The organism is Georgenia ruanii, assembly GCF_009193175.1.
In the GTDB taxonomy this organism is placed as follows: Bacteria; Actinomycetota; Actinomycetes; order Actinomycetales; family Actinomycetaceae; genus Georgenia; species Georgenia ruanii.
The window spans coordinates 240095-257152 of record NZ_VUKE01000002.1 but is presented as its reverse complement, the minus strand read 5'-3'; the positions used below and the strand labels follow the sequence as shown (position 1 = coordinate 257152).

The window sequence follows — 17058 nt, the reverse complement described above, 5'->3', positions numbered from 1 at the left end:
AAGCGCACCCCGGGCTGCGGCCCGCCGGAGACAAGCGCACCCCGGGCTGCGGCCCGCCGCCGTCGGCTCCCCGTCTGAAAGTCCTAGGTGACGGTGGCTACAGTGGTGGAATGCCAGTCGAGCTCGGGCTGCCCCGCCTCCGCGGCGCCGCCGCCCCCGCGCCCGCCGGCGCCGCCCCGGCGCCGTCGGACGCCGCCCCGGCGCCGGGCACCACGCCGTCCGCCAAGCGCGGCGGCGACCCGCGGGCCGCCGCCCGCCCGGACACCCCCCAGCTGGTCGACCGCTTCGGCCGCGTCGCCCACGATCTGCGCGTGTCCCTCACCGACCGGTGCAACCTGCGCTGTGAGTACTGCATGCCGCCGGAGGGCTTCGACTGGCTGCCCACCCCGCAGGTCCTCACCGACGACGAGGTCATCCGGCTCATCACCGTCGCCGTCGAGCACCTGGGCATCCGGGAGGTGCGCTTCACCGGCGGCGAGCCGCTGCTGCGCAAGGGCCTCGAGCGCATCGTCGCCGCCACCAGCGCGCTGCGCACCGACCAGGGCCTGGTGCCGGAGACCTCGCTGACCACCAACGGGCTGGGCCTGGCCCACCGGGCCCACGCGCTGGCCGCGGCGGGCCTGAACCGGGTCAACGTCTCGCTGGACTCCCTGGACCGGCAGACCTACGCGACCCTGGCCCGCCGCGACCGGCTGCCCGACGTCCTCGCCGGCATCGCCGCCGCCGACGAGGCGGGCCTGACGCCGGTGAAGATCAACGCCGTCCTCATGCGCGGCCTCAACGACCACCACGCGCCCGACCTGCTCGCCTTCGCCCTCGGGCGCGGCTACGAGCTGCGCTTCATCGAGCAGATGCCCCTCGGGCCGCCGGAGATGTGGCACCGCGGGGACATGGTCACCGCGGCGGAGATCCTCGAGCTGCTCCGCGCGCGCTTCACCCTGCTCCCCCGCGACGCCGCCGCCCGCGGCGCCGCCCCGGCCGAGGTGTACGACGTCCTCGCCGCGGACGGCCTGCCCGCCGGCACCGTCGGCATCATCGCCTCGGTGACCCAGCCGTTCTGCGGGGCGTGCGACCGCACGCGCCTGACGGCCGACGGCCAGGTCCGCACCTGCCTGTTCTCCCGCACGGAGACGGACCTGCGCGCCCTGCTGCGCGGCGGCGCCGACGACGCCGAGCTCGCCGCCGTGTGGCGCACCGCCATGTGGGGCAAGCTCGCCGGCCACGGCATCGACGACCCCGGTTTCCTGCAGCCCCAGCGCCCCATGAGTGCCATCGGAGGATGACGTGACCACTCCCGCCCCCGCCCGCACGGCCACCCTCATCGCCCGCGTGCGCTACTTCGCCGCGGCGGCCGAGGCCGCCGGCACCGCCGCCGAGGACGTCGCCCTGCCCGACGGCGCCACCGCTGCCGACCTCGTGGCGGGACTGACGGCCCGCGGCCCGGCGCTCGCCCGCGTCCTGAGCATCTCCTCGCTGCTCGTCGACGGCGTCGTGCGCGAGGACCGCGACCGCCGGCTGACGGAGACGGGCACGACGGTCGCCGTCGACGTCCTTCCGCCCTTCGCCGGCGGCTGACCGCCGTCCCCCAACCCGGGCCTCGCCGTCGCCGACGGCGGGGCCCACCTTTTTCCCGGAGGAATGTCAGGCCCCGTTCACCGAATGCATCACCGCACCGGGAAGAATGCGGCGGCCTGCGCCGCGCCGCGCCTTCGCCGCCGAGGCGGCGAATCGCTGGCATACCGCGATCTCCCCGCCCGCTCGACGACGGCGGGCGCCTGGCCACAACGGGGACAAATTCGACACCGAAACGATTTACGCAACGGTGTGATGACATTTCGGCCGGGACCATCGCCCCACCATTCCGGGGGGTCGGGCCCGCGACGATGAGGGCGTTACCGAAGCCCCCAACGTCGCGAGAGGACCCCCGATGCCTCCCACCCAGCAGTCTCGCCCGAGAACGGTCCCGCGCCGGTCGTTCCTCAAGTGGTCCGCCGCCGCGGGAGGCGGCGCCGCGCTCGTCGGCGCCGGGGCCTCCCTCGGCGTCCTCCCCGGGGTGGGCCGCGCCAACGCCGCCACCCTCACCGCGCGCGACGTGGACAAGACGGTGTGGTCCGCGTGCGTGGTCAACTGCGGCTCCCGTTGTCCGCTGCGCATGGAGGTCAAGGACGGCCAGATCGTGCGCGTGCTGCCGGACAACACCGGCGACGACGCCATCGGCACCCAGCAGATCCGTGCCTGCGTGCGCGGGCGGTCCATCCGCCACCGCATCTACAACCCCGACCGGCTCAAGACCCCCATGCGCCGCAAGCCCGGCACCGCCCGCGGCGCCGGCGAGTGGGAGGAGATCAGCTGGGAGGAGGCCTTCGACGAGATCGCCCGGACCATCGAGCGGCTCATCACGGACTACGGCAACGAGTCGATCTACCTCAACTACGGCACCGGCACCATCGGCGGGACCATCGCCTGCAGCTGGCCGCCGATCGCCACGCCCTTCGCGCGACTGATGAACTGCGTGGGCGGCTACCTCAACCACTACGGCGACTACAGCGCCGCGAACATCGAGCAGGCTGCGCCGTTCACGTTCGGGTCCTGGATCGGGTCGAACTCCTTCGACGATGCCAAGCACTCCCAGCTCCAGGTCATGTTCGGCAACAACCCGCACGAGACGCGCATGAGCGGCGGCGGGGAGACCTTCGTCACCCAGCAGACGAAGAAGGCGACCGGCGTGCGCACCATCGTCATCGACCCGCGCTACACCGAGACCGCCCTGGGCGTCGCCGACGAGTGGGTGCCGGTGCGCCCGGGCACCGATGCCGCCCTGGTGGCCGGCCTGGCCCACGTGATGATTACCGAGAAGCTCCACGACCAGGCCTTCCTGGACACCTACTGCCAGGGCTTCGACGAGGAGCACATGCCCGGGGGCATCCCGGCGGGCCACTCCTACCGCTCGTACATCCTGGGCGACGGGCCGGACAAGACCCCGAAGACCCCCGCCTGGGCGGCGTCCATCACCGGCGTCCCCGCCGCCACCATCACCCGCCTCGCGCGGGAGATCGCCGGCGCCAAGCCGTGCGCGATCACCCAGGGCTGGGGCCCGCAGCGCAGCGCCAACGGCGAGAACCAGGCCCGGGCGATCTTCACCCTCGCCGCGATGACCGGCAACATCGGCATCCCGGGCGGCGGGACCGGCGAGCGGGAGGGCTCCTACTCCCTGCCCATGGCCAACCCGTGGGTCACCGAGAACCCCGTGGAGACGTCGATCTCGGTGTTCGGCTGGACCGACGCCGTCGACCACGGGCCGGAGATGACCGCGCTCAAGGACGGCGTCGTCGGCAAGGACAAGCTCGACGTGCCGATCAAGATGATCTGGCAGTACGCCGGCAACGCCCTGGTCAACCAGCACGCCGACATCAACCGCACGGTGAAGCTGCTCGAGGACGACACCAAGTGCGAGCTCATCGTCGTCGTCGACACCCAGATGACCGTCTCGGCCCGCTACGCCGACATCATCCTGCCCGACGCCTCCAACGCCGAGCAGCTCGACGTCGTCCAGCAGGGCAGCGCCGGCAGCATGGGCTACACCATCCTCGCCGACCAGGTCATCGAGCCGCTGTACGACTGCAAGACCACCTACGAGATGTGCACCGAGATCGCCCGGCGCCTGGGGGTCGAGCGGCAGTTCACCGAGGGCAAGACCCAGGAGGACTGGGTGCGCCAGGTGGTCGACGAGAGCCGCGAGGCCATCCCCGAGCTGCCCTCCTTCGAGGAGCTGCGCGAGATGGGCGTGTGGAAGGTCAAGGGCGAGAGCTACGTCGGGCTCCAGGACTTCCGCGCGGACCCGGTGGCCAACCCGCTGACCACCCCCTCGGGCAAGATCGAGATCTTCTCCACGCCGCTGTGGGAGATGGCGAAGACCTGGGAGCTGCCCGAGGGCGACAAGATCACCGCCATCCCCGAGCACGTCGCCACGTGGGAGGGCGCCGAGGAGGCGCGGGCGAACGCCGCGTACCCGCTGCAGTGCATCGGGCACCACTACAAGCAGCGCACCCACTCCACCTACGGCAACGTCGACTGGATGCGCGAGGCCCACCCGCAGGTGGTGTGGATCAACCCGGTGGACGCCCAGGCGCGTGGCATCGCCAACGACGACGTCGTCCAGGTCTTCAACGACCGCGGCCGCATCCAGCTCCCGGCGCGCGTGACCCCGCGCATCGCCCCCGGCGTCGTCTCGGTGCCGCAGGGCGCCTGGTACCGCCCCGACGCCAAGGGCGTGGACGTCGGCGGCTCGGTCAACACGCTGACCAGCTGGCGGCCGACGGCGATCGCCAAGGGCAACGCCCAGCACACCACACTCGTCAACATCGAGAAGGCCTGAGGGAAGAGACCATGACCCAGCTCGGCTTCGTCTTCGACCAGACCCTGTGCACCGGCTGCAAGGCCTGCTCGGTGGCCTGCAAGGACAAGAACGACCTGCCCGTGGGCGTGACCTGGCGCCGCGTCGCGGAGTACTCCGGCGGCACCTGGCAGCAGCACGGCGACACGTTCGTGCCCAACGTGTTCGCCTACTACACCTCCATCGCCTGCAACCACTGCACCAACCCCATCTGCGTGGAGGTCTGCCCCACCACCGCCATGCACAAGGGCGAGGACGGCGTGGTGACCATCGACGAGGACAAGTGCGTCGGCTGCCGCTACTGCGAGTGGGCCTGCCCCTACTCCGCGCCGCAGTTCAACCCCGAGACCGGGCACATGTCCAAGTGCGACATGTGCGCCGACTACCGCGCCGAGGGCGAGGACCCCGCCTGCGTCGCCGCCTGCCCCTCCCGGGCCCTGGGCTGGGGGCCCATCGACGAGCTGCGCGCCGAGCACGGCGACCTCGCCGCCGTCGAGCCGCTGCCCGACCCGGCGCTGACCCACCCCAACCTCGTCATCGTGCCCCACCGCGACGCCCAGCCCACCGGCGCCGGCACCGGCGCCGTGGCCAACCCCGAGGAGCTGTGACATGCACACCGCCGAACTGCCGATGATGATCTTCACCATCGCCGCCCAGATGTGCGTCGGCGCCTTCGTCGTCCTCGGCGTCGTCCAGCTGGCCGCCGCCCGCCGCTACGGCACCGCCGCGGTGGACAGGATCACCGACCCCGCCCTGTACGCCATCGGCCCGGTCATGGTCCTCGGGCTGGTCGCCTCGATGTTCCACATGAACGACGTCACCCACACCCTCAACGTCATCCGCCACGTCGGCAACTCGTGGCTGTCCCGCGAGATCGTCTTCGGCACCGGCTTCGCCGGCCTCGGGTTCCTCTTCGCCGCGGCGCAGTGGTTCAAGTGGGGCACCACCCGGCTGCGCCAGGCCCTCGCGCTGCTTACCGCCGCCGTCGGCCTGGGCCTGGTGTGGTCGATGTCGATGATCTACTACAGCCTCGTCACCGTCCCGGCCTGGCACACCTGGGCCACCCCGGCACAGTTCTTCACCACCGCCTTCCTGCTGGGCACCCTCGCCGTCGGCACCGCGTTCATGGGCACCGTGATGTGGCGCCGCCGGGCGGGCGGGGCCGGGGCGACGGCGCGACCGGCCACCGCGGACCTGCTCACCGGCACCCTCAAGGGCCTGGGCATCGCCGCCGTGGCGCTGCTCGGCGTGGAGTTCCTGGTCATCCCGCTGCACATCGCCAACCTCTCCGGCGGCGGGGAGGTCGCGGCCCGCTCGGCCGCGGTGTTCACCGGCGCCTGGTTCGTCGCCCGGCTCGTGCTCGTCTTCGCCGGCGCCGGGCTGCTGACGATGCTGCTGGTGCGCCGGGCCTCCCCCACGGCGAACCCGCGCACGCTCGCCGTCCTCACGACCAGCGCCTTCGCCCTGGTGCTGCTGGGGGAGCTCATCGGCCGCTCGCAGTTCTACGCCTCGATGATCCGCATCGGCATGTGACCCACCTCGGCGACACCGCGGCCCCGGCAGGAGCTCCTGCCGGGGCCGCGGTGTCGCCGAGGTGCGCGCCTGAGCCGGGCTCAGGGCGCGTCAGGCCTGCTCCGCCACGACCTCCTGCATCCACTTCCAGGCGGCGACGGTGGCGGGGAACCCGCGCGTGGTCAGGCCGAGCAGGATCACCTGTTCGATCTCCGCCTCGGTCGCCCCGGCGGCCAGCGCCTTGCGCACGTTCGAGCGGACCGCGCCGTCGGCCTGGGCACCGAGGGCGATGCCGAGCTTGACCAGCCGGGCGGTCTTCTCGTCCAGCGGGCCGGCCTCGTCCACCGCCCGCGCCAGGGCGTCCTGCTGGCGAGCGATGTCCGTGAACCGCTCGCGGAAGCTGACGTACACGTCGGGCAGGTGCTCGGGCATGTCCGGCTCCTCGTCTGACGGCGGCAGTGCGTCGCCATGGTCCCACGAGACCCGCCGGCGCCCACACAGGAGCGCGGAACCCGGCGGACGGCGCACGCGGTCAGGCGCTGCCGGTCCACTCGTGCGAGCCGTCGGGGAAGACCTGGCGCTTCCACACCGGCAGGCGCCGCTTGACCTCCTCGACGAGCTCCGCCGTCGCCGCGAAGGCCTCGGCCCGGTGGGCGGCGGAGACGGCGGCGGCGAGCGCCACGTCCCCCACGGCCAGGGTCCCGGTGCGGTGGACGACGGCGACGGCGTCGACCGGGAAGCGGTCCGCGACGTCGGCGGCCACCTGCGCGACGACGTCGCCGGCGCTGGGGTGGCCGACGTACTCGATCTCGGTGACCGCCCGGCCGGCGTCGTGGTTGCGCACGACGCCGCCGAAGGTCACGACGGCGCCGGCCGCCGCGTCCTCGACGGCGGCGGCGCACTCGGCCACGGCGACCGGGCCGCCGCGGACCTCGGCCAGGACCACCCGGCGGGCGGGCGGGGCGAGCCGGGAGGCGTCCACCGGGCGCTCGCTCACGCGCCGGCCGCCTCGCCCGGCGCCGCCGGCCCCGGCGTCTCCCAGGCGGCGACCAGGCGCCGCACCTGGGCGATGCGGTCCCCGGCCGCGGCGGCGACGTCGCCGCCGGCGCGCGCCGCCGCCAGGCCCACGAGGAACGCCGTCACGGGCGCGCCGGGCCGGCTGGGGCCGTGGGCGACGTCGCTGATGAGGGCGAGGAGCGCGGACGAGTTGGCGTCGAGGACGGCGCGGTCCACGTCGAGCTCGGCGCACACCGCGTCGAGCCAGCGGTTCATCGCCGCCATCTTCTCCGCCTCGTCCCCGCGCACCCGGGTGTCACGTTCGTGGGCCATGCTCCTGCTCCTTCCCGGCCGCGACGGCGGCCCCCGGTCATCGTGGCACAGCGTGCCCGGGACCCGCCGCCGCCGTCGGGGCCGAAGGGCCCAGGAGCGGCGGGGCCGAAGGGCCCAGGAGCGGCGGGGCCGAAGGGCCCAGGAGCGGCGGGGCCGAAGGGCCCAGCCGGGCCGCCGCGGCGGACGGGAGGATGGGGGCACACATCCTGAGGAAAGGGGGCCCCATGAGCGCCGCGCTCAGCCCCGCCGCCGCGCCGGACGGGCCCGCCCGCCACCGTCCGCCGCTGCTCGCCGACCCCGACCTCGCCGACACGCTCGACCGCTTCGCCGGTGCGTTCACCACGCTCTCGCGCCTGCTGGTCGCCGCGCCCGCGGCCGCCGTCCTGGGCCGGGTGCGCGACCCCGAGCTGCTCGCCCAGTGGCCGCTGCCGGACGTCCCGGAGTGCCTCCGCGGGGTGGCGCTGCTGAGCGAGTCGGCCGCCGCGCGGGAGGCCGAGGCGACGGTCCGCCGCGACTACAACCGACTGTTCGTCGGCCCCGAGCGGCTCAAGGCCCCGCCGTACGAGTCGGTGCACCGCTCCCCCGACCACCTCGTCTTCGACCGCGAGACCCTCCAGGTGCGCGCCGCGTACGCGCAGTTCGGGCTGGCCGCGCCGCGCCTGAACCAGGAGCCGGACGACCACATCGGCCTCGAGCTGGGCTTCCTGGCCACCCTGTGCGTGCGGGGCCTCGACGCCCTCGAGGCCGACGACGACGGCGAGCTGGCCCGGGTGCTCGGCGCCTTGGTGGCGTTCTTGCGCGACCACGTGCTGCTGTGGGCGCCACGGTGCCTCACCCAGGTCGCCGAGGGGTCCGCGACGTACTTCTTCCAGGGCGTCGCCGCGCTGGGTCTGGGCACCCTCGCCCGCGCCCGGGAGGCCTTCCTGCCGTGACGGCGGCACCCCCCGCTCCACCCGCCGCTCCCGACGGGCCCGCCGAGCTCGGCGGCGTGCAGGCGTGGCTGCGCCGGGCCGGCGAGCCGGTCCACCTCGAGCTCGCCTGCGCCGAGCACCCCGACCCCGCCGCCGGTCCGGCCGGCCGGACCGTGGTGCGGCTGACCGCCTGCGCCGCGACCGTGGCGGTGCACGAGCTCGTCGAGCTGCTCGCCGCGGGCGCGGCGGTGACGCTGCGCCTCGACGGCTGCGGCGCGCCCGCGGAGGTCCGGGCGCACCTGGCGGGCGCGACCACCGTCCTGGCCGCCGCCGGCGTCGCGGGCCTGCGGCTCGAGGACACCCCGCCGGCGGCCCCCGAGGGCCTGCGGTTGCCCGGGCGGCGCCGTCGCCGGCCGGTCCTCGACGCCGCGCACATGCCGGTCAGCCGGCGCCGCCTGCTGGGCCTGGGCGCCGCCGCCGCGCCCGACGTCGGCGGTCTCACCGCCCACGAGCGGCTCGTCGCCGCGCTGCACGCGCTCGGGGTGGGACAGCCGGGCGGGTCGGACGGTGGCCCGCCGGGAGCGGCCGCGCCCGACCTCACGGCCGGACCGCCGGCCGGGTCGAGCGGCACGGCGGCACCGAGCCTCGCGGCGCTCCCCGGCCCGGCACCGCGGCTGCGCGCCCGCGGCTGCACCGCCTGCGGGGTGTGCGTGCGCGCCTGTCCCACCGGCGCGCTGGGCGTGCGGGACGGCGGCGGGCTCACCACGCTGCTGCAGGACCCCGCCGCGTGTGACGGCTGCCGCCGCTGCCTGGACCTGTGCCCGGAGTCAGCCCTCTCCGTCGACGGCGCGTGGCCGTGGGACCGGGTCCTCGCCGGCGACCCCGCCCCGGTCGCCACGCTCACGACGACGACGTGCGCGCGCTGCGGCACGCTCTTCCCGACCTCCTCGGGCGAGCGGCTGTGCCCGGTGTGCACCTTCCGACGCCGGAGCCCGTTCGGCTCGGCGCTCCCGCGCGTGGGGGCCGACCGCGTCGGCTGAGTCCACCGCCCCGCGGGGCCGAGGGCGCTACGCCCGGTGGCGGCCCAGGTCCTCGCCGAGCACGGCGCGCTGGAAGTCCCGCCCGCTCTCCACCGACAGCACCGCGAGCACGAGCCGCCCGAGGGCACGCCAGACCCCCATGCCCGCCTCCCGGGCGAGGCGGCCGCCGAGGTCGGGCAGCACCGGCACGAGGTGGCCCTCAATGAGCTCCTGCTCGCGCAGGCGCAGGGACTTCCCCGTCGCGGTGTCCCCGCCCGCCCACGCCTCGGCCTCGTCACGGCACGCCGCGGCGACCTCCCGCACCCGCGCGACCACCGCGGCGTCGGGCGCCACCAGCGCGGCGTGGTCGGCGCCGAGCGCGGCGACGTCGTCCTCCGGGCTGCGCCGGGCGGCGCCGCGCTCGTAGACGTCGAGGTTGTACAGGTCGGCGACGAACAGCTCGGCGTCGTCACCCAGCCAACGCGAGGAGGCGCGCCAGGCGGCCGCGGCGGAGCCGTCGCGCAGCCGCGCGGCCGCACGCTCGCCGCCCTCGAGGACGTCGGCGACCGCGTCCCAGGCGCCCGCGCGGTCCCGGGCCGCCTGGGCGACCTGCTCGAGGTAGCCCGCGACGGTGTCCTCGGAGGGCGCGCTCACGCCCGGTCCTCCGCCGCGGCGGGCCGGTCCACCGCCCGTGTCTCGCGGACGACGGCCAGCGCCCCGGAGACCGACCGGGCGTTGAGGAAGCAGACGTCCTGCCCGCCGCGCTCGTCCACGGTGGTGGCCCCGATGCCGGGGGCGCGCCGGTCGGCGCCGTCGACGGTCACCGCCCCGGAGATGGTCCGGGCGGTCAGCGACAGCCCGGTGCCGGCGGGCAGGTCCACGTGCATCGCGCCGGAGACGGTGGCGAGGTCGACCATCGAGGTCGGCGACGTCGTCGAGACGCTGACTGCGCCGGCCACGCTGGTGACCTCCACCCGCGGCAGGTGCCCGACCAGGGTGGTGCGCCCGGCGGCGGTGCTCACCCGCACCGGGCCGTCGTGGTCGAGCACCTCGACGCCGCCCGAGGCGGACTTCACCGACACCGCCCCGCGGCACCGCTGGGCGCTGACCCGGGCGCCGGCGGTCATGAGCGAGACGTCCTCGTGCACGCCGTCGACGACCGCGTCGGCCACCGCCGTGGCGAGGGTCACCGCCGTCGTGCGCGGCACGAGGACCCGGACCCGGGCGGTGTCGGAGGAGCGGAAGGAGCGCAGGCGCTTGACCCACCCGTCCCAGCCGAGGAAGGGGTAGCCGATGGTGAGCCGGCCGTCCTCGACGTCGATCTCCAGCGGGTTGCCGGTGACCTCCTCGACCGTCACGCGCACGTGCGCGGCGTCGTGGACCTGGACGCTCACCGCGCCCGCGACGAGCTGGACGCGCAGCGCGGTGACGTGCTCGACGTCGTGCTCCTGGGGACCGGGGACGATCCACGAACGGGTAGCCATGGCCCCGACCCTACGCGGTGACCTCGACGACGACCTTGCCGAACACCTCCCCCGCCTCCAGGCGGCGCAGCGCCTCGCCCACCTCCGCCAGCGGGAGGACGCCGTCGAGGACCGGGCGGGCGCCGGTGGCGAGGAGCATGCGCTGCACGGCGGCGAGCTGGTCGCGGGTGCCCATGGTGGTCCCGACCACGCGCAGCGAGCGGAAGAAGATGCGGTTGAGCTCCGCCGGGGGCATGGCGCCGGAGGTCGCGCCGGCCACCGCGACCGTGCCGCCCGGGCGCAGGGCACGCAGCGAGTGCGCCCAGGTGGCCGCCCCGACGGTCTCGACGACGGCGTCGACCTGCTCGGGCAGCCGGGCGCCGGTGGGGAAGGCGGCGTGGGCGCCGATGTCGAGGGCGCGGGCGCGCTTGGCCTCCGACCGGGAGGTGACCCACACCCGCAGGCCGGCGGCGCGCCCGAGCACGACGGCGGCCGTGGCCACCCCGCCGCCGGCGCCCTGGACGAGCACGGTGCCGCCGGGCCGCAGCGCCGCGGCGTCGAAGAGCATCCGGTAGGCGGTGAGGTAGGCGGTGGGCAGGGCGGCTGCCTCGGCCCAGGTCACGGCGGGGTCCTTGGGGACGACGTTGCCGGCTGGCACCCACACCCGCTCGGCCAGCGTGCCGGGGTGGAGCTCGGACAGCAGGGTGCGGCGCGGGTCGAGGGTCTCCTCCCCGTGCCATCCGGGGCTGGGGATGACCGCGTGGACGATGACCTCGGTGCCGTCGTCGAGCACGCCGGCGGCGTCGGTGCCCAGGATCATCGGCAGGCGCTCGGCGGGCAGGCCGACGCCGCGCAGGGAGAACAGGTCGTGCTGGTTGAGCGCGGCGGCGCGCACGGTCACCGGCACCCAGCCGGGCAGCGGGGCGCCGGGGTCGGGCAGGTCCCCCACGCGCAGCCCGTCCAGCGGCCGGTCCGCGTCCTGGCTCTCCACGTAGGCGCAGCGCATGGCGCCACCCTAGGGGTCCACCGTCCGGTGGCGTGACGAAGGGCCGGTCACCGAGGTGGCCGGCCCTTGGGCGCGGAGCGGGTCCGCGCCGCGCTCAGGCGTTGGGACGCTTGCCGTGGTTGGACGCGCTGCCCTTGCGGGAACGACGCTTGCGACCGCGCTTGCTCATGACCTTCTCCTCAGCTCAGGGGGCGCCCGCCGTCCGGCGGGCACAAATCGCGCCGACCATCGTCCCACACTCCGCGGGTCGCCCGCGCGGGCGTCGACGTACGACGACGGTCACACCGCGCTGCTCAGATCTGCTCGATGCTCCGCACGCCGGTGACCCGGAGCACCGCAAGCTGGGACTCCACCCGCAGGCGCAGCGAGGACGGCGCCTTCTCCGCGCACGACCGGCGCACCATCTGGCGGATGTGCTCCTCGGCGTCGGTGGCCTCGTGACACGTGGGACACGTGGCCGCGTGCTGGCGGTAGCGGGTGCAGGTGTCCTCGTCGAGCTCGGAGTCGAGGAACTCCATGAGGTTCTCGAGCAGCTCCTCACAGCTGCACACCCGTGCGCGCCCGCCGGTGAGGGCCAGCAGCGCCCGTTCGGCGCGGTCGACGAGGTCTGGGGTTTCGTCCTCGCTCATGCCTTGGCCTCCGTCCTGATCCCGAGCGCCCGGGCGTGGTCGACCAGCAGCTCGCGCAGCTGGCGCCGGCCGCGGTGCAGCCGGGACATCACGGTCCCGATCGGTGTGCCCATGATCTCGGCGATCTCCTTGTAGGCGAAGCCCTCGACGTCGGCGAGATACACCGCGAGCCGGAAGTCCTCCGGCAGCTGGTTGAGGGCGTCCTTGATATCGGAGTCGGGCAGCTGGTCCAGCGCCTCCGCCTCGGCCGAGCGCAGCCCCGTCGACGTGTGCGAGGCGGCCCGGTGGATCTGCCAGTCCTCCACCTGCTCCGCGTCGGACTGCTGCGGCTCGCGCTGCTTCTTGCGGTAGGTGTTGATGAAGGTGTTGGTGAGGATCCGGTAGAGCCAGGCCTTGAGGTTCGTGCCGGGACGGTACTGGTGGAAGGCGGCGAAGGCCTTCGTGAAGGTCTCCTGGACGAGGTCCTCGGCGTCGGCGGGGTTGCGGGTCATCCGCATGGCGGCGCCGTAGAGCTGGTCGAGGAACGGCAGCGCGTCGCGCTCGAAGCGCAGCGCCCGTTCGGCGTCGGACTCACCGTCGGGCGCGCGGTCGAGGTCTCCCTCGTGGCTCTCGGTCATCATCACCGAGGGTAGCCCGCCGGCCGGCGCGCCGACTCCCGACCAGACCCCGGTGCCGGGCGCCTGTGCGGCGCGCGGAATGTCGAGGGTCAGGCTGGTCATGTCGGGTGCAACGGGCGCCGGGGGTCGTTCATTCCGCCCGAGGCGGCGCAATTCGACGACGCGCGTTTCACACCCGATGTCCGGGTCCGACGGCGGCCTCCTTCGCCGCAGCGCATCGACGGTCCGGCGGCCCCGTCAATCGGGTCGCCCCGGTCCGCCCGGTGCGGTAGCAATGTGACATGAGCCTCGTCAGCCCGTTCGCCCGCCCCGCCCTCGCCGCCCCCTTCGTCGTCGACGGCGTGGACGCGGTCCTCCACCCCGACAAGCACGCCGAGAAGCTCCAGCGGCTCGAGCCGAGCCTGCGCAAGGCCGGCGTCCCTGCGGCGCTGTACGCCAACCCCAAGCTGATCACCCGCGTCTCCGGCGCGGTCAGCGCCGTCGCGGGCCTCATGCTCGCCACCGGCCGCAGCCCGCGCGCCGCCGCGCTGACCCTGGCGGCGATCAATGTCCCGCTCACGGTCGTGCACAACCCGGTGTGGGCGGCCAGCAACGGCCAGCAGCGCCGCGAGTACCTCTCCGGGCTGCTGCGCGGCGTCGGCCTCGGCGGTGGGCTGCTCTTCGCGGCCACCTACCGCGGGGGCAAGCCGTCGTGGGCCTGGCGCCTGGGGAACGCCCGGGAGCAGCGTTCCGAGCTGCGCGAGGCGAAGGCGTCGCTGAAGGAGCGGTACAAGGACTGACGCGGCGGGCCCCACGCCGGGCCGGGCCGGCGCGACGGCGGTGCGGTCTGACCAGGCGGACCTCACCGGCCCGGCCGGCGCCCGGACCACTACCCTCGCTGGCATGACCCTGCCCGAGGACCCCTGGCCCGCACCCACCGCCACCGGCCCGCTCGACGCCACCGTCGACGTCCCGGGCTCGAAGTCGCTCACCAACCGCTACCTGCTGCTCGCCGCGCTCGCCGCCGCGCCCACCGAGCTGGTCCGCCCGCTGCACTCGCGCGACTCCGAGCTCATGGTCGGCGCGCTGCGCGCCCTGGGCGCCACGGTCGAGGAAGACGGGGAGGACCTGCGCGTCACGCCCGGGCCGCTGCGCGGCCCGGCCCAGGTGGACTGCGGCCTGGCCGGCACCGTCATGCGGTTCGTCCCGGCCCTCGCGGTCCTCGCCGACGGCGACGTCCACCTCGACGGCGACCCGCGCGCCCGCGAGCGCCCCATGGGCCCGGTGGTGCGCGGCCTGCGCGATCTCGGCGCCGCCGTCGACGCCGCGACGAACGCCGACGGCGAGCCGACGCTGCCGCTGACCGTGCACGGCACCGGCGCGCTGACCGGCGGGGCGGTCGACGTCGACGCGTCCGGCTCGAGCCAGTTCGTCTCGGCGCTGCTGCTCGCCGCCCCCGGGTACGAGCAGGGCGTCGACCTGCGGCACACCGGCGCCACGCTGCCCTCACTGCCGCACATCGACATGACGGTGGCGGTGCTGCGCGAGCGTGGCGTCACCGTCGAGGAGCTCACCGAGGTCGGCGCCCCGGCCGGGGCCACGACCGAGTGGGCGCCGACCCGCTGGCGGGTCCACCCCGGCCCGGTGGCCGGCGGGCGCATCGTCGTCGAGCCGGACCTGTCCAACGCCGGGCCGTTCCTCGCCGCCGCGCTGGCGGCCGGCGGGACGGTGCGGGTGCCGCGCTGGCCGGGGAGCACCACCCAGGCCGGGGACGGGCTGCGCGAGCTCCTCGCCGCCATGGGCGCCGAGGTGGTCCTCGCGGACGGCGCCCTGCGGGTGACCGGACCGGCGGACGGGCGCATCCAGGGCCTGGACGCGGACCTGCACGACGTCGGCGAGCTGACCCCGACGATCGCGGCGCTGTGCGCGCTGGCGGAGACGCCGTCGCGGCTGCGCGGCGTCGCGCACCTGCGCGGCCACGAGACCGACCGGCTGGCGGCCATCGTCACCGAGATCACCCGGCTGGGCGGGCGGGCCCGCGAGACGGCCGACGGGGTGGAGATCGAGCCGGCGCCGCTGCGCGGCGGCGTCGTCGAGAGCTACCACGACCACCGGATGGCCACGTTCGGGGCCATCCTCGGGCTGCGGGTGCCCGGCGTGCGGGTGGTGGACGTGGCCACGACCGCCAAGACGCTGCCGGACTTTCCCGGCATGTGGCGGGCGATGCTGGCGGGGCGCGGCTGAGCATGGCCCGCGACATCGGCACCGACGACGCCCGCGTGCGGGTGCGGCCCAACCCCAAGGGCAACCGCCCGCGCACGAAGAAGCGGCCCGAGCACGCCGACGCCGTCGGCGCCCTGGTGCTCGGCGTGGACCGGGGCCGCTACCAGCTCCTCACCGACGACGGCACCCCCGTGGTGGGCATGAAGGCCCGCGAGCTGGGCCGCGGCGGGCGGATCGTCGTCGGCGACCGGGTGGCGGTGGTCGGGGACGTCACGGGCCGCAAGGACACCCTCGCGCGCATCGTGCGCGTGGAGCCGCGCACCTCGGTGCTGCGCCGCTCGGCCGAGGACGGCGACGCCGCCGGGGTGGAGCGGATCATCGTCGCCAACGCCGACCAGCTCGTCATCGTCACCGCCCTGGCCGACCCCGAGCCGCGCCCGCGCATGGTGGACCGCTGCCTCGTGGCCGCCTACGACGCCGGCATGGAGCCGGTGCTCTGCCTGACCAAGGCCGACCTCGCCGACCCCGCCCCGTTCCTCGCGCTGTACGAGGCGCTGGCCGTCCCGGCCCTGATCACCTCGCGCGACGACGGCGTCATCCACGGCCTCGACGCCGTCCGCGACCGCCTCGCCGGCCGGGTGTCGGTGCTCATCGGCCACTCCGGCGTGGGCAAGTCCACCCTCGTCAACGCGCTCGTGCCCGCGGCGGGCCGGGCCACCGGGGACGTCAACGCCGTCACCGGTCGCGGCCGGCACACCTCCTCCTCGGCCGTCGCCCTCGAGCTGCCCGACGGCGGCTGGGTCATCGACACCCCCGGGGTGCGCTCGTTCGGGCTGAGCCACGTCGCCGCCGAGGGCCTGCTGCGCGCCTTTCCCGACCTCGACGCCGTCGCGCAGGAGTGCCCGCGCGGCTGCACCCACACCGCCGACGCCCCCGACTGCGCGCTGGACGAGTGGGTGGCCGCCGGCCTCGCCGGCCCGGCCGGCGAGGCGCGGCTGGCCTCCTTCCGCCGGCTGCTCGCCGCCAAGACCGGCGCGGCCGAGTCCTGAGTGCGCCCGCGTGACCTGCGCCCGCGTGCCGGAGCGGCGCGCCGAGCGCTTGGTGGCGGGGCGCTACCGTGCCAGGCATGAGCATCTCCGGGGCCAGCCGCTACACCGACGACCTGCGCCTGGCGCACGTGATCGCCGACCAGGTCGACGGCCAGACGATGGCCCGCTTCGGGGCGCTGGACCTGGTGGTGGAGACCAAGCCCGACCTCACCCCGGTCTCGGACGCCGACCGCAGCGCCGAGGAGATCGTGCGCGGCCAGCTCGCCCGCACCCGCTCGCGCGACTCCGTGCTCGGCGAGGAGTTCGGCGTGACCGGGCACTCCCCGCGCCAGTGGGTCATCGACCCCATCGACGGCACGAAGAACTTCGTCCGCGGGGTCCCGGTGTGGGCCACCCTCATCGGGCTGGTCGAGGACGGCGAGGTGGTCGTCGGCGTCGTCTCCGCGCCGGCACTGGGTCGGCGCTGGTGGGCCGCGCAGGGCGCCGGCGCCTGGACGGGCCGGTCGTTGTCGAACGCCCGGCAGATCCACGTCTCGCGGGTCGCCGACCTCGCGGACGCCTCGCTGAGCTACTCGAGCCTGGACGGGTGGGCCGAGCGCGGCAGCCTGCGCGCCTTCCTCGGGCTGGCCCAGCAGGTGTGGCGCACCCGCGCCTACGGCGACTTCTGGTCCTACATGCTCGCCGCCGAGGGCGCCGTCGACATCGCCTGCGAGCCCGAGCTCGAGCTGTACGACATGGCCGCGCTGGTCCCGATCGTCACCGAGGCGGGGGGCCGGTTCACCAGCCTCGACGGCGCCGACGGGCCCTGGGGCGGCAACGCCGTCGTGACCAACGGGCTGCTGCACGAGGCGGTGCTGGCGCAGCTGGGGTCGCAGAAGGACTGAGACGCCGGCCGCGCGCCCCGCGACGACCGGCGGGCCCCTTCCCC

The 17058-nt window shown here is 75.3% G+C and carries 20 protein-coding genes; 11 read left to right on the top strand and 9 right to left on the bottom strand.

All coding sequences use genetic code 11. From position 1 onward, the window contains the following. Positions 1-110: 110 nt before the first annotated feature. The 5 genes from moaA (at position 111) to GD880_RS04150 (ending at position 5926) form a co-directional block, all read left to right on the top strand. The gene (gene moaA, locus GD880_RS04170; protein ID WP_152230352.1) at positions 111-1283 is read left to right on the top strand and encodes a GTP 3',8-cyclase MoaA; all 1173 of its coding nucleotides are present in this window, start codon (positions 111-113) and stop codon (positions 1281-1283) included. 1 nt (position 1284) lies between these two features. Beyond that, positions 1285-1575 carry a MoaD/ThiS family protein gene (locus GD880_RS04165; RefSeq protein WP_152230351.1) on the top strand — a complete coding sequence of 97 codons (291 nt, stop codon included), beginning with the start codon at positions 1285-1287 and terminating at the stop codon, positions 1573-1575. A gap of 352 nt (positions 1576-1927) precedes the next feature. Then, entirely contained in the window at positions 1928-4375 is a 2448-nt protein-coding gene (locus GD880_RS04160; RefSeq protein WP_152230350.1) for a DMSO/selenate family reductase complex A subunit, read from the top strand. 11 nt (positions 4376-4386) lie between these two features. Further along, on the top strand, positions 4387-5001 hold the full coding sequence (locus GD880_RS04155) for a DMSO/selenate family reductase complex B subunit (RefSeq protein ID WP_152230349.1): 615 nt from the start codon (positions 4387-4389) through the stop codon (positions 4999-5001). 1 nt (position 5002) lies between these two features. Further along, a complete protein-coding gene (locus GD880_RS04150; RefSeq protein ID WP_152230348.1) occupies positions 5003-5926 on the top strand; it encodes a dimethyl sulfoxide reductase anchor subunit family protein in 924 nt (307 codons plus the stop codon). A gap of 90 nt (positions 5927-6016) precedes the next feature. Here GD880_RS04150 and GD880_RS04145 read toward each other — a convergent pair whose 3' ends face one another. From GD880_RS04145 to GD880_RS04135, 3 genes are all read right to left on the bottom strand, one after another. Further along, positions 6017-6337: a carboxymuconolactone decarboxylase family protein gene (locus GD880_RS04145; protein WP_152230347.1), complete on the bottom strand. Its 321-nt coding sequence runs from the start codon at positions 6335-6337 to the stop codon at positions 6017-6019. 100 nt (positions 6338-6437) lie between these two features. After that, positions 6438-6902 (bottom strand): molybdenum cofactor biosynthesis protein MoaE, encoded by a 465-nt coding sequence (locus GD880_RS04140; RefSeq protein WP_193314350.1) that lies wholly within the window; start codon positions 6900-6902, stop codon positions 6438-6440. Then, the gene (locus tag GD880_RS04135) at positions 6899-7234 is read right to left on the bottom strand and encodes a DUF6457 domain-containing protein (protein ID WP_152230346.1); all 336 of its coding nucleotides are present in this window, start codon (positions 7232-7234) and stop codon (positions 6899-6901) included. The genes GD880_RS04140 and GD880_RS04135 overlap by 4 nt, the downstream gene beginning before the upstream one ends. 224 nt (positions 7235-7458) lie before the next feature. Between GD880_RS04135 and GD880_RS04130 the strand changes: the two genes are divergently transcribed. Then, on the top strand, positions 7459-8166 hold the full coding sequence (locus GD880_RS04130) for a TorD/DmsD family molecular chaperone (RefSeq protein ID WP_152230345.1): 708 nt from the start codon (positions 7459-7461) through the stop codon (positions 8164-8166). Beyond that, on the top strand, positions 8163-9185 hold the full coding sequence (locus tag GD880_RS04125; RefSeq protein WP_152230344.1) for a 4Fe-4S dicluster domain-containing protein: 1023 nt from the start codon (positions 8163-8165) through the stop codon (positions 9183-9185). The genes GD880_RS04130 and GD880_RS04125 overlap by 4 nt, the downstream gene beginning before the upstream one ends. 27 nt (positions 9186-9212) lie before the next feature. Here the strand turns inward: GD880_RS04125 and GD880_RS04120 are convergent, their stop codons facing one another. The 6 genes from GD880_RS04120 to GD880_RS04095 all read right to left on the bottom strand — a co-directional run bounded on the left by GD880_RS04120 (position 9213) and on the right by GD880_RS04095 (position 12882). Continuing rightward, the gene (locus GD880_RS04120) at positions 9213-9818 is read right to left on the bottom strand and encodes a hypothetical protein (RefSeq protein WP_152230343.1); all 606 of its coding nucleotides are present in this window, start codon (positions 9816-9818) and stop codon (positions 9213-9215) included. Further along, on the bottom strand, positions 9815-10648 hold the full coding sequence (locus GD880_RS04115; protein WP_152230342.1) for a DUF4097 family beta strand repeat-containing protein: 834 nt from the start codon (positions 10646-10648) through the stop codon (positions 9815-9817). The genes GD880_RS04120 and GD880_RS04115 overlap by 4 nt, the downstream gene beginning before the upstream one ends. A gap of 10 nt (positions 10649-10658) precedes the next feature. Further along, positions 10659-11633: a zinc-binding dehydrogenase gene (locus GD880_RS04110; RefSeq protein ID WP_152230341.1), complete on the bottom strand. Its 975-nt coding sequence runs from the start codon at positions 11631-11633 to the stop codon at positions 10659-10661. Between the two features lie 94 nt (positions 11634-11727). Next, entirely contained in the window at positions 11728-11802 is a 75-nt protein-coding gene (locus tag GD880_RS21155) for a 50S ribosomal protein bL37 (protein WP_152230428.1), read from the bottom strand. 124 nt (positions 11803-11926) lie between these two features. Beyond that, positions 11927-12262, bottom strand: a complete 336-nt coding sequence (gene rsrA / locus GD880_RS04100) for a mycothiol system anti-sigma-R factor (protein WP_152230340.1) — start codon at positions 12260-12262, stop codon at positions 11927-11929. Further along, a complete protein-coding gene (locus tag GD880_RS04095) occupies positions 12259-12882 on the bottom strand; it encodes a sigma-70 family RNA polymerase sigma factor (protein ID WP_452176730.1) in 624 nt (207 codons plus the stop codon). Before GD880_RS04095 ends, rsrA begins: the two co-directional genes overlap by 4 nt. Positions 12883-13160: 278 nt before the next feature. Between GD880_RS04095 and GD880_RS04090 the strand changes: the two genes are divergently transcribed. The 4 genes from GD880_RS04090 to hisN all read left to right on the top strand — a co-directional run bounded on the left by GD880_RS04090 (position 13161) and on the right by hisN (position 17014). After that, positions 13161-13658, top strand: coding sequence for a DoxX family protein (locus tag GD880_RS04090; protein ID WP_152230338.1), 498 nt, complete (start codon positions 13161-13163; stop codon positions 13656-13658). 103 nt (positions 13659-13761) lie between these two features. Then, on the top strand, positions 13762-15102 hold the full coding sequence (aroA, locus tag GD880_RS04085) for a 3-phosphoshikimate 1-carboxyvinyltransferase (RefSeq protein WP_152230337.1): 1341 nt from the start codon (positions 13762-13764) through the stop codon (positions 15100-15102). 2 nt (positions 15103-15104) lie between these two features. Beyond that, positions 15105-16130, top strand: coding sequence for a ribosome small subunit-dependent GTPase A (gene rsgA / locus GD880_RS04080; protein ID WP_152230427.1), 1026 nt, complete (start codon positions 15105-15107; stop codon positions 16128-16130). Positions 16131-16207: 77 nt separating this feature from the next. Then, positions 16208-17014, top strand: coding sequence for a histidinol-phosphatase (gene hisN / locus GD880_RS04075; protein WP_152230336.1), 807 nt, complete (start codon positions 16208-16210; stop codon positions 17012-17014). Positions 17015-17058 lie beyond the last annotated feature (44 nt).